19 protein-coding genes are annotated in these 12,821 nt (G+C 42.3%); 17 read left to right on the top strand and 2 right to left on the bottom strand.

What is annotated here, in order from left to right:
- Positions 1-157: 157 nt before the first annotated feature.
- Positions 158-418, bottom strand: coding sequence for a 2Fe-2S iron-sulfur cluster-binding protein (locus BLV00_RS02480; RefSeq protein ID WP_093042087.1), 261 nt, complete (start codon positions 416-418; stop codon positions 158-160).
- Between the two features lie 241 nt (positions 419-659).
- Between BLV00_RS02480 and BLV00_RS02475 the strand changes: the two genes are divergently transcribed.
- The 10 genes from BLV00_RS02475 to BLV00_RS02430 all read left to right on the top strand — a co-directional run bounded on the left by BLV00_RS02475 (position 660) and on the right by BLV00_RS02430 (position 6,762).
- Complete coding sequence (locus BLV00_RS02475; RefSeq protein ID WP_093042085.1) at positions 660-866, top strand: DUF1657 domain-containing protein; 207 nt, start codon at positions 660-662, stop codon at positions 864-866.
- 75 nt (positions 867-941) lie between these two features.
- Positions 942-1,391, top strand: a complete 450-nt coding sequence (locus tag BLV00_RS02470; RefSeq protein ID WP_093042083.1) for a putative periplasmic lipoprotein — start codon at positions 942-944, stop codon at positions 1,389-1,391.
- A 13-nt stretch (positions 1,392-1,404) separates the two neighbouring features.
- Positions 1,405-1,884, top strand: a complete 480-nt coding sequence (spoVAC, locus tag BLV00_RS02465; RefSeq protein WP_093042081.1) for a stage V sporulation protein AC — start codon at positions 1,405-1,407, stop codon at positions 1,882-1,884.
- Complete coding sequence (spoVAD, locus tag BLV00_RS02460) at positions 1,884-2,888, top strand: stage V sporulation protein AD (RefSeq protein WP_093042079.1); 1,005 nt, start codon at positions 1,884-1,886, stop codon at positions 2,886-2,888. The genes spoVAC and spoVAD overlap by 1 nt, the downstream gene beginning before the upstream one ends.
- Entirely contained in the window at positions 2,885-3,235 is a 351-nt protein-coding gene (gene spoVAE / locus BLV00_RS02455) for a stage V sporulation protein AE (RefSeq protein ID WP_093042077.1), read from the top strand. Before spoVAD ends, spoVAE begins: the two co-directional genes overlap by 4 nt.
- Positions 3,236-3,247: 12 nt before the next feature.
- Entirely contained in the window at positions 3,248-3,454 is a 207-nt protein-coding gene (locus tag BLV00_RS02450; protein WP_093042075.1) for a DUF1657 domain-containing protein, read from the top strand.
- A gap of 18 nt (positions 3,455-3,472) precedes the next feature.
- Positions 3,473-4,333 carry a DUF421 domain-containing protein gene (locus tag BLV00_RS02445; RefSeq protein ID WP_093042073.1) on the top strand — a complete coding sequence of 287 codons (861 nt, stop codon included), beginning with the start codon at positions 3,473-3,475 and terminating at the stop codon, positions 4,331-4,333.
- A gap of 67 nt (positions 4,334-4,400) precedes the next feature.
- Positions 4,401-5,399, top strand: coding sequence for a DUF3231 family protein (locus BLV00_RS02440; protein WP_176791297.1), 999 nt, complete (start codon positions 4,401-4,403; stop codon positions 5,397-5,399).
- A gap of 11 nt (positions 5,400-5,410) precedes the next feature.
- The gene (locus tag BLV00_RS02435) at positions 5,411-5,884 is read left to right on the top strand and encodes a hypothetical protein (RefSeq protein WP_093042069.1); all 474 of its coding nucleotides are present in this window, start codon (positions 5,411-5,413) and stop codon (positions 5,882-5,884) included.
- Positions 5,885-5,958: 74 nt separating this feature from the next.
- Positions 5,959-6,762, top strand: coding sequence for a metallophosphoesterase (locus BLV00_RS02430; protein ID WP_093042067.1), 804 nt, complete (start codon positions 5,959-5,961; stop codon positions 6,760-6,762).
- 145 nt (positions 6,763-6,907) lie between these two features.
- Here BLV00_RS02430 and BLV00_RS02425 read toward each other — a convergent pair whose 3' ends face one another.
- A complete protein-coding gene (locus tag BLV00_RS02425) occupies positions 6,908-7,483 on the bottom strand; it encodes a YkoP family protein (protein WP_093042065.1) in 576 nt (191 codons plus the stop codon).
- Between the two features lie 308 nt (positions 7,484-7,791).
- Between BLV00_RS02425 and BLV00_RS02420 the strand changes: the two genes are divergently transcribed.
- From BLV00_RS02420 to BLV00_RS02390, 7 genes are all read left to right on the top strand, one after another.
- On the top strand, positions 7,792-8,460 hold the full coding sequence (locus BLV00_RS02420; protein ID WP_093042063.1) for a hypothetical protein: 669 nt from the start codon (positions 7,792-7,794) through the stop codon (positions 8,458-8,460).
- Positions 8,457-9,194 carry a cytochrome c biogenesis CcdA family protein gene (locus tag BLV00_RS02415; protein WP_093042061.1) on the top strand — a complete coding sequence of 246 codons (738 nt, stop codon included), beginning with the start codon at positions 8,457-8,459 and terminating at the stop codon, positions 9,192-9,194. Before BLV00_RS02420 ends, BLV00_RS02415 begins: the two co-directional genes overlap by 4 nt.
- 28 nt (positions 9,195-9,222) lie before the next feature.
- Positions 9,223-9,825, top strand: a complete 603-nt coding sequence (locus BLV00_RS02410) for a peroxiredoxin family protein (RefSeq protein ID WP_093042059.1) — start codon at positions 9,223-9,225, stop codon at positions 9,823-9,825.
- Between the two features lie 30 nt (positions 9,826-9,855).
- Positions 9,856-10,542: a response regulator transcription factor gene (locus BLV00_RS02405; protein ID WP_093042698.1), complete on the top strand. Its 687-nt coding sequence runs from the start codon at positions 9,856-9,858 to the stop codon at positions 10,540-10,542.
- Positions 10,526-11,623 (top strand): sensor histidine kinase, encoded by a 1,098-nt coding sequence (locus BLV00_RS02400; protein WP_093042057.1) that lies wholly within the window; start codon positions 10,526-10,528, stop codon positions 11,621-11,623. The genes BLV00_RS02405 and BLV00_RS02400 overlap by 17 nt, the downstream gene beginning before the upstream one ends.
- A gap of 104 nt (positions 11,624-11,727) precedes the next feature.
- Positions 11,728-12,069, top strand: coding sequence for a YolD-like family protein (locus tag BLV00_RS02395; protein WP_093042055.1), 342 nt, complete (start codon positions 11,728-11,730; stop codon positions 12,067-12,069).
- A gap of 80 nt (positions 12,070-12,149) precedes the next feature.
- Positions 12,150-12,701, top strand: coding sequence for a hypothetical protein (locus BLV00_RS02390; RefSeq protein ID WP_093042053.1), 552 nt, complete (start codon positions 12,150-12,152; stop codon positions 12,699-12,701).
- The last annotated feature ends 120 nt before the right edge of the window (positions 12,702-12,821 follow it).

The following is a 12,821-nucleotide window of genomic DNA, read 5'->3' as shown; positions in this document are numbered from 1 at the left end:
TAAAATTTTCGTGGATAACTTCAGGTGGTGGGTGTCATCCAGCTCCAGCGCCTACCCCCTCGAGGTCTTAAGTCAATCCTCTCTGTGATTAGGAAAGCTCTGCTTATCTTAAGCTTGGCGGGGGTGAGCAAGACGCTTGCGCTTTTGTTCTTTTGGCTTATTTCATTGGAACGGTTTGGCATGCGAGGCGATAACCATGTTCCAGTTCTGATTCAATTTGTTCATGTTCCTTTGGAGTAGGTTTATTGACACTTTCCTGCCCATTGAGAAGTTCGACCTTGCAACGCGTACAATTCCCCTTTTGGCATTTATAATCCAAAGGGATTTGTTGTTCAAACGCTGTGGCTAACAGGGATTTTCCTTTGACTGGTTCAATCGAATAAGCTTCTCCATTTTGTTTAACTTGAATCATTTCCATGATGCATTCTCCCCTTTGTCCATGTCTGGATTGTATAAATGTCTAATGTTTATTGTATGGGTTCCTATCTTTCGATACAAGTCTTCGTTTATTTATTCCCTCAGAAACTCCAGCATTTATTTTGGCATAAGTTGGCGCAATTCTTTTTATTATTCCTTCATAAATAAGAAAAAATAGGTAAACATAATTAATACGTTCACGTAAAAAATAACCATTGTAAAAAAATTAAGGAGAGAGAAAAATGACAGTTATCAGCGATGTGAAACAAACGGTTGCCGGATTGAAGAGTGCACAGGCGAACTTTGAAACATTCGCCCTTGGAACAGAGAATCAACAAGCTAAACAATTGTATGAGCAGGCAGCTCAACATACACAGGCAATCATCGACAGTGTCGAGCCCCGTGTAACAGAAATTGAACAAGAAGAACCTCAATACAAACAACAATAATGGAAGCAGAATAAGGTTAGCGGAATGCTAACCTTATTCTGCAAAACAACCGTTTTTTGAGGTGGTGAAATAACGATGAAAAATATACTTGCCGTATTACTTATTACTACATTTATTACCGGATGTCAGGCTGGCGGCAATAGTGGGCAAGGAGAAAATACCACACAGCCATTGCAGATATCTAATAAAGCCGAATTAAATCAGCAAATTTCTGATCAGGCAGATCAGGCACTGCAAAATGAGAACAACCTGACCGATGTCCAGGCAGTCAATGATGAGAAACAATTGTTGATCGCTGCCCAGGTGCCCCATAATGAACGCTTCCAATTGAAAAAGATCGAGAAAGAACTGACCAAACAGGCAGAAGAGCAGTTTTCCGATTATGATGTCACGCTATCGCTCGATAAAAAAATCCATCTGGAAGTGATGAAGCTGAAAAAGCGGCTGGCAGAAGGAAAAGTAGACAAGAAAAAATTGTCGAAGGAGATAGAAAATCTCATTAAGCTCTCCAAAGAAAAAACTTAAAGTAGGTGGCAACATGTCCAACAATAAGAAAAAGAATCTTACTCCTGCTCAACAAGAATATCAAAAATTCCAAGCACAGCGTGAAGTGAAAAGGCCTGTATTGAAGAACTGTATCAAGGCTTTTTTTGTCGGGGGATTGATTTGTTTGATTGGACAGTTTATCCAGACTTTTTTTATCTATAATTTTAATTTCACAGAGCAGACAGCAGGAAACCCTACGGTAGCTGTAATGGTCTTCATCGCTATGCTGCTGACAGGTTTTGGGGTGTATGACCGTTTAGCCCAATTCGGTGGTGCTGGTACAGCCGTTCCTGTCACTGGATTTGGAAATGCTGTCATATCGGCAGCCATTGAGCACCGGAGTGAAGGGTTCATTCTAGGTGTAGGTGGCAACATGTTCAAATTAGCGGGATCAGTTATTATGTCGGGGGTATTCGCTGCATTTATCATCGCCTTGATTAAAACACTGTTGATCCAGTGGGGGGCTTTATAATGCGTACTTGGGAGTTTGAAAATCGTCCGGTGATCGTAGCAACCGGTACTGTTGGCGGCCCGTTTGAAGCAAACGGCAATCTGGCAGATGACTTTGATCTATTGCATGGCGATCTGTGGTTGAATGAGGATAGTTATGAAAAAGCACACAAAGTACTGTTTGAAGAAGCGTCGCTGCGTGCAACGGAAAAAGCCGGAATTACAAAGGAACATGTAGAGTTCTTTATTGGCGGCGATCTTATCAATCAGATAACTCCGACGAGTTTTACTGCTGAAACAATCGGTGCCGCATATCTTGGCTTGTTTGGTGCTTGTTCAACATCCATGGAAGGACTGGCCCTCAGTGCTTTCATAATTAATCATGGGGGAGCGAATTGTATTTTGACGGGATCAGCCAGTCATAATGCTGCTGTTGAAAAGCAGTTCCGCTATCCGACGGAGTATGGTGCTCAAAAACCGCCCACCTCTCAATGGACGGTGACAGGGGCTGGGGTGTCGATTTTGAAGCCGGAAGGAGAAGGTCCAGTGGTGACATCAGCTACAATCGGAAAAGTAGTGGATATGGGTTTGACTGATCCTATGAATATGGGGGGAGCTATGGCACCGGCAGCTGTAGATACTATTGAAACGCATTTACGGGATCGAAACATTGATGCCTCTTATTATGATTTGATTGTAACCGGGGATCTTGGCCACATAGGAAGAGAGACAGCGATGGATTTAATGAAAAAGCATGGCACAGAAATTCCGGAGGAAAAATTCCAGGATTGTGGGCTGATGATTTACCGGGAAGACCAGCCTGTCTTAGCAGGTGCCAGTGGAGCTGGATGTTCTGCTGTGGTTGTATATGGGCATTTACTGAACCGGATGAAAAAAGGGGAATTGAAACGTATGCTCGTAGTGGCGACTGGAGCATTATTATCTCCGCTCACCTTCCAACAGAATGAAACGATTCCTTGTATTGCCCATGCTGTTTCCATTGAATATGGGGGCGGGGGACAATGATTTTTTTCTGGGCTTTTATGGTCGGCGGATTTATTTGTGTGATTGGGCAAATTATGTTCGATGTTTTCAAATTGACCCCCGCTCATACATTAAGTGCTTTAGTTGTTGCCGGGGCTATATTAGATGGTTTCGGTTTGTATGAACCTTTGATCGACTTTGCAGGAGCTGGTGCGACGATTCCGATTACCAGTTTCGGTAATGCCCTCGTTCACGGGGCTATGGAGGAGGCAGAAAAACATGGACTTGTTGGGGTGGTGACCGGCATGTTTGAAGTAACCAGTGCCGGTATTTCGGCAGCCATCATTTTTGGTACACTTGCAGCCATCATTTTCAAGCCAAAAGGATAAGGAGCAACGATTATGACAGTTGGTGCAGATCTTAAGCAATGTCTTGCCACAATTAAAAGTATTGAAGCAGGTTTGTCTGCGCTTGCGATTAATACGAACGCCGCGGATGAACAAAAGCTTTTTCATGAACAGATGCTGACAATGGAAGAAATCAAACACGATTTGATGCAGCGTATAGGAGAAGTGGAGCGAGAAGAAGAGCAATATAAGGGGTTTTAGCTCAAGGAGTGATGGAGAATGCCAGGTTGGCTGGAAGTGGTAGTAAGAGGTGTATTATTTTTATTCGTGCTTTTTTTGACGACAAAGCTGTTAGGGAAAAAGCAGTTATCCGAGCTTTCTTTCTTTGAATATGTTTCAGGAATAACCATTGGTAGTATTGCTGCAGAGGTCATGATGGGGTTAGAGAATAATATCTGGCATGGCATTATCGGAGTAGCTATATTTGCTGTACTGCCTTTTTTTGTAGAAATCCTGTCACTTCATAGTAAAACGGTACGGGATGTGGTCGAAGGGAAAGGGACAGTACTTATCAAGGACGGGAAAATACTTGAGGATAACTTAAAAAAAGAGAAGTATACCACAGACGAACTGCTTCAGTTGTTACGGGGAAAAGATGTATTCCAGGCAGATGAGGTAGAATATGCCATCTTAGAAGCGGATGGCAAATTAAGTGTAATGTTGAAGAAAGATAACCGACCGATTACAAGGAAGGACCTTGATCTACCCAGCATTAATGAAAAAGAACCTCATACGATCATCATGGATGGGGAGATTTTTGATGAAAAACTGGCTTCTGCTGGAAAGAACCGGGCGTGGTTGAAAACGGAATTAGCGAAGCAGAACGTTACTATTGAGAATGTATTCCTTGGGCAGGTCGATTCCTCCGGCCAGCTTACTATTGATGTGTTTGATGATAAAATCGAGGTTCCAAAGCCGCAGGATAAGCCGTTGCTGCTGGCTAATATGAAAAAATGCCAGGCTGACCTTGAGTTATTCGCATTAGCTACCGAATCGGAAAAAGCCAAGCGTCTATATGCATCCAATGCCAAGAAGCTGCAGGAGTCGATGGATGTGCTGTCCCCTCATTTAAAAGGATAAGGAATACGAAATAACCCTCAGCTATTAGGAAAAGCTAAGCAAAACAGAAGTGAAGGAGATGTTACCATTGCCAGCCGTAAAGCTTACCGCCAGTGAAATTGGAATGCTATGGATTCAATATGTCCAAAACACGATGACCATACAATTCTTGCGCTATTTTGATGAGACCGTTGAGGATGAAGAAATTAAATCCGTTGTCCAATATGCAGAAAGATTTTCTTCTACAGTGATTGAGGATATCGAGCGTATTTTTAAAGAAGAAGAACTTTTGGTTCCTGATGGTTTTAACGAAAAGGATGTCAATATGGAGGCCCCTAAACTGTTCTCTGATGGATTTATTGTGATGTTCCTTGGAAATATGGGAAAAGCCGGTGTGTTGGCATATGGTGCTTCCTTAAGTGCTTCGTCCCGGGAAGATGTACGTCAGTTCTTTTCCAGGTGCGTTACCGAGACGACAGAGCTGTTCAACCGGGCTGTAGATGTGGGGCTGGAAAAAGGAATTCATGTCCGCCCACCTCAAATTGATGTACAAAAGGAAATCGAATATGTAGGAGGAAAAAAATATTTGAGTCCATTCCAGAAACGTTCGCTTAACACAATTGAAATCAGTCATTTATTTGAAAATATTAAAACGAATATGCTGGGTGAAGCGATATGTGCTGCCTTTGCCCAAACGTCGACCTCGAAAGAAATTGTAGCTTATATGAAAAAAGGCGAGAATATTTCCTCCAAACATATCCAGTCTTTTTCTCATGTACTGAATGTATCGGAAATTCACCCGCCGATGGGCTCGAACAGTTTAGTCACCAATTCGACTACACAGACATTTTCTGATCGCTTGATTGTCTTTTTGATGAGCGTACTCAGTACGACCGGTCAGGGGAATTACTCAGCAGCATCTACGGCAAGTATGCGTTATGATTTAGTTCTGACCTATCAACGACTCTCGGTGGAAGTGGCTTTATATGCAAAAGACGGTTTAGACTTAATGATCAAACATGGATGGTTAGAAGAGCCTCCCCAAGCCCCCGATCGAAATGAACTTATCACGCACTCTTCCAACTGACGGTGTCTGCTATGAGACATTCGCCACTAGAAGTCATGCTATGGAGTATCGCCTTTCCGGGATTTGGACAATTGCTGAACCGTCAGCTTGTAAAAGGTATTTTTTTAATCGTGTTAGAGGTCATCATCAACCTGTACAGTAATTTCAATACTGCTATTATCTACAGTTATCTTGGCGATATAAATAAAGCCATCGAAGTCACCGACTTTCAATGGCTCATGTTTTATCCTTGTCTTTATATGTTTACCATCTGGGATGCCTATAAAGATGCCTATGTAGCTGAACCACCAAAGCTTTCGTTTTTGCCTTTCGTTTTTTCAGCCTATTTTGTAACAGTGGGGCTGATCTACTCAACAAAGCTGAAGTTGTTCGGGGTTTTAATCGGACCTGTCTGGCTGCCGATGCTGTTTGTCATTCCGGGTCTTGTTGCAGGTTTTTTATTACGAGCGATATTGCTGCGTGTCATGGCCCCCAACAATAGCTAGGTGGAAAGCCATCCATCAATTGCTAGTCCTCCATCATCTTATTCCCTGTATAATAGGAAAAGGAGGTGGAGGCCATGATTTGGATAGCATTATTGGTGCCGTTGCTATTGATTGGCGGCTATATGGCATACAAAAACACAAAAGAAGTACAAATCAATAAGGTGGAAGTAAAATCAGATAACACTGCTGCTCCTCTGCATATTTTGCATTTATCCGATCTTCATTTAGAAAATATCTCCATAACCCCCTCTCAACTCTATGAAAAACTGAAACAGGAACCTTATGATATGATCGCGTTGACCGGTGATTTTCTTGACCGGAAATGGACCATTCCAAAACTTGTCCCTTATTTGGAAGTCCTTAACGACCTGAGGCCGAAATACGGTATCTACGCAGTGTTCGGCAATCATGATTACGTGCTGCGTCCGCACAATCTCAAGCGATTGAAGCAGACCTTGGAAGCACACCAGTGTAAAGTATTGCAGAACGCCAACGAAGCAATTTTCATTAATGGGCGTAAAATCAATATCATCGGCATCGATAATTATAGTACGGGTCATAGTGATTTGAAATCTTCCTATGAAGGCATTGGTTGTGGGTATAACCTTGTCTTGACGCATGATCCGAATGTTGTACTGGAAATGGATGACTATCACTTTGATTATTTATTATCCGGTCATTTTCACGGCGGCCAGATTTTATACCCGAAAGCCTATCATCTGGTGAAAATGGGGAAACTGCCACGAATGAATATGATCAAAGGACTTCATAAACATAAAGGGAAATCTTTTTATATCAGTGAAGGTCTGGGACAGACCGGTTTGAACATCCGGGTAGGAAGCCGTCCTGAAGTCACCATGCACCAAATTGCAGAATGATTATAAGAAAAAGCTAAGGCATTGTTGTATAGCCTTAGCTATTTTTTTGGTCTTATTGAGATTCTGCAGCGTAGCGAGGGGCTTGAACCTCCGTCCGCGGAATAAGTAGTTTCCTGGCTCTTTTTTGTATGTTGTTATATGGCGGTTAATTTGTGTCAATTTTGTTAAGATACCTGATTTGTAATTGTTCTTTTGAGATAAAAATATAGTTAGGCTGGTGGTTTTTCAGGTATCCTAAAGAAGGAGGACGCATACACAAGGTACTGATGGCTATGAATGATAAAAATTTCATGGAACGGTAAAAAGGGTTAGCAATGGTGGCTGTTTCAAAACCAAGCCGGTGACATCCTTTGTGTATAGCTGTAATCCCCATGACACCGGCAATCTTGCTGTTCTGCTGGTGCTGATGTATATAATCGGCAAGTTCCGGCAAAGATTCCCGTACGGATCTATAAATGTGCATGGCTTTATGGATTTCATTGTCCATTTTCCGCATCTCATTAATCAGACGGATATTGTGCAAATGAATTTTCAATACTTTATCATGTTTTTGAATACGTGTACCATCTTTAAGGATTACCATCGCTCCTTTATAATCTGTGATGCGGACGCGAAAAATATTATTGATGTTTGTATTGCTCGTTTTGATGTACCTCAACCGGGCCATTCGGTGGTAAATCGGATCAAAAAGTGTCCAGAGGCCGACAATGTATTGTCTCACTGGTAAAACACCTCCTTATAATGTGACAAACCTTAGTGTTTGGTGTTTCCAGTGGTTTTATAGGTGGGAAATTGCGGTGTTTTTTTGTGGTTTTTGAGGCTTATCTTACTGGTGGATGAGTTTTAATGGTTGTCTGCATTCAACTGCAGCACCTGCATTTCGAGGTCTTTAAGTCCATAATACGCCACACCAGGCTTGACATAAACATGTTGAATGTTCAGTATGTTTTTGTTTTTGTTCATAAACCGTTAACAAATGTATTTTATAATTGGTTTTATCTTGATATTTCAATAAAAAGGAAGAATGTTATGCCATCAGCATGGGTAGTAGGACCGCTCATTATAAAAAGTTCATGGATCATCACGATTGTCAGTATACTAGCAGGGGGCTTGTTTTACCGCTATTATTCCCGCTTTGTTAAAGAAAAGCAGAAGCAGATGGAGGATAGCCTGTTTTCTCTGTTGCTGACATTTGTGTTTACTTATTTTTTTGGAAAAATTGTTTTCCATTTTTCGCTGTTCATACAAGACCCGCCGGCAATATTGGCCTATCCCAGTGGGAAAAATGAGTTTTACTTAGCGGCAGTACTCACCTTTGTCCATGTCATGTCTTTATTACGAAAAAGAAAGATGGATGGCCGGGAATTGTTATTCAGCGGATTGATGGTATTTCTTCCTGCACTCTTGTTAAAAACATTTCTCGATACTATGCTGCTGCAAAGTGGAATGGTTCTTCCTATTATCCTGGAACTTTTGGTATTAAGTGTGTTTGTACTGTTATTTGCATTTCATATCTTTAAAACCAGCGATGTCATTTATATTTGGGTGGCGTGGATCCTCAGTAAATGGCTGCTTGTCTTTATTGCCCCATTTCCAACGTTATTTGGTGTGATGGTGGATAGCTGGTTCTTATTGGCTCTTATTGCAGCCGCGATAGTAATCGAAATATTGACTAGACGGAAGGTGGTCATCACATGACTTCTGATGTAACAATCTGGCTCGCTTTCGGTGCCGGAGCGATATCATTCTTATCGCCATGTACTTTACCTTTGCTCCCTGCTTATCTTTCGTACATAACAGGAATGAGCGTGAAAGAAATCCAGGATAAGAAGGATGCTAAAGTCCGGACCAACATTTTATTGCACTCGATATTTTTCCTTATTGGAGTATCATCGATTTTTATTGCGTTAGGTATTGGAGCTTCCTTTCTGGGAAGTTACATTCAAGGGCTATTATCCGGACAATCCGGTCTTTTGATCCAGCGGATTGCAGGTGTGTTCATTATCTTGATGGGCTTGTTCGTTGGCGGCTGGGTCAGTTTCAAATGGCTGATGAAAGATAAACGCCTGCGAAGTACACAAAAACCGGCAGGACTCCTTGGTACTGCATTCGTCGGAATGGGATTTGCCGCAGGCTGGACACCTTGTATCGGCCCAATCTTTGCTTCTATTCTTGTGCTGGCAGCTACAGATCCAACGCAAGGGCTGGTCTACACGATCATGTATGTACTTGGATTCGCTCTTCCGTTCTTATTGTTCTCGTTCTTCCTGGGATCTGCCCGCTGGGTACTCAGGTACAGTGAAAAAATAATGAAAGTCGGCGGCGGCGTCATGATCATCATGGGTGTATTGTTATACACCGGGCAAATGGCACGGTTGTCTAATATGATACTGCGTTTAGTACAGGATACATGGTTAGGAAACCTTGGTTAATTCATATAGAAGGAGGCGGTTGTGAGGCATGAAAAAAGGAATTCTGATCGGAATCGTCATAGCTATGCTGGGCTGGGCGGTATATGATATGCTAGGTGACAAAGAAAGTTCTGATAACGGAGAAAAAGAGCCACAGATGAGAGTAGCAGGGGATGGCCCTGAAGAAGATACAGCTGTGGAAAATGAAGCAGCCTCAGGTGAAGGGGAAGTTGGACTGGAGAAAGGCCAAAAGGCTCCTGACTTTGAGCTGAAGACCCTGGAAGGTGAAACCGTAAAGCTCTCTGATTACCGTGGGAAAAAGGTGATGATCAACTTTTGGGCAACCTGGTGTCCACCATGCCGTGCAGAAATGCCGGATATGCAAAAGTTTTATGAAAACGAAGACATCGAGATACTTGCCATTAACTTGACGCAAACAGAAAGCTCTCGTGACGACGTTGGAAAATTTGTGGATGAATTTGGATTGACTTTCCCGGTTCTAATGGATGAAAATGTTGCAGTTGCCAACCAGTATCAAATAAAACCGATTCCGACCTCCTACTTTATCGACTCGGAGGGCTATATTCAGTATGTTGCTTTAGGAGCAATGAATTATGATCTGATGCTTCAGCAATACGAGCAAATGGATTAACTCTGATCATTAACGAATGGTGATTATATGATAAAACAAAAAATTTTAGTGGTAGAAGACGACCCGATGATCATGGACCTGGTAGCTATCTACCTAGAGAAAGCTGGTTATGACGTAGTGAAGGCGGAAGATGGGGAAAAAGCGAAAGACATGTACTATTCCCATGACCCCTGCCTGATCATTTTAGACTTGATGCTTCCCAAGGTAAGCGGGGAAGCATTTTGTCGTTGGGTGAAAAGTCAGGCCCCACGTGAAGTTTCTATCATTATGTTATCGGCCAAAGCACGTACCGAAGATAAGATTGCCGGGCTTAAAATGGGTGCTGATGATTATATAACGAAACCCTTCAGTCCGGAAGAACTGGTCGCCCATGTCGAAGCGGTATTACGCCGAACCGGACAGCATTGCCAGAAAATCACTTTTAAGGGATTGAGTATTAAGCCGCGTAAAGGGGAAGTCACCTTGAATGGGGAACCGCTCAACTTAACGAATTACGAATTCAATCTTCTCTATGTATTCATGGAGAATCCGAACATCGTACTTTCCCGGGAACATCTGCTTAATCATATCAATCCTTATGAGGAAAATGATATTTTTGAACGGACCATCGATGTCCATGTGAAAAAGCTTAGGAGAAAAATTGAGGAAAACCCTGCAAAACCTGAGCGGATCATCACGGTAAGAGGAATGGGGTATAAATTTGTGGCAGAAAATTAAAGCCTGGCGGGAGAAAATGGCCACACAGTTGCTCTGGAGATTGACGATCACTAATATTATCATTATTTCACTATTTATCCTCTTAAGTGGTGTTGCTGTCTATCAGAGCGCTTGCTTTCTGGTGGACAGAATTACGGATGTCGGAACGGCTCGCCAGTTAAGCTTCAATTCGACACTGTTTCAGTATTTATGGATATTCAGCTTCATTGCTATTGTCGCTGGCAGCCTGATTCATTATTTTATGATGAAGCGGATGATGCAGCCGATCACCGAATTGACCCAGTCGATGAAACGTTTAAAAGATGGAACCTATCCTGCTGTACTGGAGACAAACAGTAAGGACGAAATCGGTCAGCTTGTCGAACATTATAATGAACTGATCATTTTGTTAAGGGAAAACGAACAGAATCGTAACAAAATGCTGACGGATATGGCACACGAACTACGCACCCCGCTTTCCAATATCAATGGCTATCTTGAAGGCCTGAGTAAAGGGGTAATTGAAGGATCGCCAGAACTTTATCAGTCCCTCCATCTTGAGGCGAAACGCATCACCAACATGATGCAGCAGCTTCATCAAGTGAAGGAATGGGACAGTCTTGGCGAGCAGTCCTTTCCAAAGCGTGAAATGGTAGACATCAAGGAATTAGCAGCTAACTGTGTGAATTTATTTGAATGGGAACTTTCCAATCAACAAATTGATGTGGTGTGTCAATTAGATGAAAGCCGGCTGTTTATTCATCGAGAGGGTATCCAGCAAGTATTGACCAATCTGTTACAAAATGCTATCCACTACTATCAGGGCAAGGGAGCTATTCACATCACAGGAGAGCGTTTAGAAACAGAATATAAACTGTCTGTTTCAGGTCCAGGTTCCTTTATCTCCGAAGAAAATCAAGCAGCGATTTTTGAACGTTTCTATCGTATCGAGGTCTCGAGAAGCCGGGAAACAGGGGGGAGCGGGCTCGGTCTTGCCATTAGCAAAGAAATCATCGAGCAGCATAACGGGACGCTGCAGTTGAGGACAGATGGCTACCATCACACCTTTCATTTCAAACTTCCACTTCCAAAGCGAATGTAAGGAGAAAACGTCAATTTTTGGCATTCTGTGAAATAAGCTTTACCCTGCCGTTGTAATTATATATAATGGGAACAAGCGTTCGAAATGACGGGAGGGTGTGCAGGATGGATAAGCATAATAAAGATCGTGGAACCATCAAATGGACGTCATTGATGCTGCCCGAGCATGTACAGTTGGTGAAAGAATTATGGAAAGAGGATGAACGGGTAGAAAAAGGGATCATTGATGAACAAAAAGCAGTGGAAATCGACTTTCTCCTACAACGCGCATGGAATGACAATCTGACGGTCGAACTTACCTATCATAATGGCTTCGATCATGAGCGGCGCCAGGGTAAAATCAATTCTATTTGTTCCGTCCGAAAAGAGCTTCATGGGACAGAGGAAGCGACTAAACACACGTTCACGGTAGATTTGAACGACATTGTCGATATCACCATTCAGTGAAAAGTAGAAAAGGAAAATAATTGAAATGTTATTCTGCTTATATTAAGCTTGGTGGTAATAGCTTAATAAAGGGGATTGACATGGGTAGACTATTCAGTTTTAAAGGCTTAATGACCATCTTACTTATACTAATGGCAGGTGCGCTTGGCTTTTTTGGCATAATGATATTTACCGACATTAATGATAATAACAAAACGGAGAATACAGCCACGGATACCGTCGAACAAGAGGAAGATTCTCAGTCCGAATCAGGCAACAACGCGGAGACAAGCGAAACATCAAGCACAACAACATTTGAAGATGCCGGGGATTTAATTTCCAGGGCCCATAGTTTTTATAATGATACGACGGGATATGGAGAACTGGATGATGGAGTGGACTGGAAGGCACAAAGTGAACAAGCAGGCCGCTTTTTATCGTATATCAAAAACCAGTCCTTCGAGGACCCTCCGACTTTACAGGCGGATATGGACGCGGTATCCAATTATTTAGAAGAAATAGCGAATGGGTCACAAGATAAGAGTAATGTGAAAAATGCACATCGTTACTTTCATGACCTCGATATAGCCATCAATGATTTTACCAACTATAAAGAAGTCTGGGGTGTGACAGAGACACTAGGCAATGGCTGAAAATAAAGACTCTTACCTTTTCGAAGGTAAGAGTCTTTTGGATATTTGCATACGCTTGTACGATACGTTTAATTGGATCCCTTTTTAAGTTCAGCCAAATTATCTGTCGTCGCAGCACCG

This window comes from Thalassobacillus cyri, assembly GCF_900107755.1.
GTDB lineage: Bacteria > Bacillota > Bacilli > Bacillales > Halobacillaceae > Thalassobacillus > Thalassobacillus cyri.
Note: the sequence above shows the minus strand (reverse complement) of the source record. Positions and strands in the feature narration are given on the sequence as shown.

What these genes read in the sequence shown, in the direction of transcription:
- BLV00_RS02480 (WP_093042087.1), bottom strand. Translation starts at nt 418, where the DNA reads ATGGAAATGATTCAAGTTAAACAAAATGGAGAAGCTTATTCGATTGAA.
- BLV00_RS02475 (WP_093042085.1), top strand. Translation starts at nt 660, where the DNA reads ATGACAGTTATCAGCGATGTGAAACAAACGGTTGCCGGATTGAAGAGT.
- BLV00_RS02470 (WP_093042083.1), top strand. Translation starts at nt 942, where the DNA reads ATGAAAAATATACTTGCCGTATTACTTATTACTACATTTATTACCGGA.
- spoVAC (WP_093042081.1), top strand. Translation starts at nt 1,405, where the DNA reads ATGTCCAACAATAAGAAAAAGAATCTTACTCCTGCTCAACAAGAATAT.
- spoVAD (WP_093042079.1), top strand. Translation starts at nt 1,884, where the DNA reads ATGCGTACTTGGGAGTTTGAAAATCGTCCGGTGATCGTAGCAACCGGT.
- spoVAE (WP_093042077.1), top strand. Translation starts at nt 2,885, where the DNA reads ATGATTTTTTTCTGGGCTTTTATGGTCGGCGGATTTATTTGTGTGATT.
- BLV00_RS02450 (WP_093042075.1), top strand. Translation starts at nt 3,248, where the DNA reads ATGACAGTTGGTGCAGATCTTAAGCAATGTCTTGCCACAATTAAAAGT.
- BLV00_RS02445 (WP_093042073.1), top strand. Translation starts at nt 3,473, where the DNA reads ATGCCAGGTTGGCTGGAAGTGGTAGTAAGAGGTGTATTATTTTTATTC.
- BLV00_RS02435 (WP_093042069.1), top strand. Translation starts at nt 5,411, where the DNA reads ATGAGACATTCGCCACTAGAAGTCATGCTATGGAGTATCGCCTTTCCG.
- BLV00_RS02430 (WP_093042067.1), top strand. Translation starts at nt 5,959, where the DNA reads ATGATTTGGATAGCATTATTGGTGCCGTTGCTATTGATTGGCGGCTAT.
- BLV00_RS02420 (WP_093042063.1), top strand. Translation starts at nt 7,792, where the DNA reads ATGCCATCAGCATGGGTAGTAGGACCGCTCATTATAAAAAGTTCATGG.
- BLV00_RS02415 (WP_093042061.1), top strand. Translation starts at nt 8,457, where the DNA reads ATGACTTCTGATGTAACAATCTGGCTCGCTTTCGGTGCCGGAGCGATA.
- BLV00_RS02410 (WP_093042059.1), top strand. Translation starts at nt 9,223, where the DNA reads ATGAAAAAAGGAATTCTGATCGGAATCGTCATAGCTATGCTGGGCTGG.
- BLV00_RS02395 (WP_093042055.1), top strand. Translation starts at nt 11,728, where the DNA reads ATGGATAAGCATAATAAAGATCGTGGAACCATCAAATGGACGTCATTG.
- BLV00_RS02390 (WP_093042053.1), top strand. Translation starts at nt 12,150, where the DNA reads ATGGGTAGACTATTCAGTTTTAAAGGCTTAATGACCATCTTACTTATA.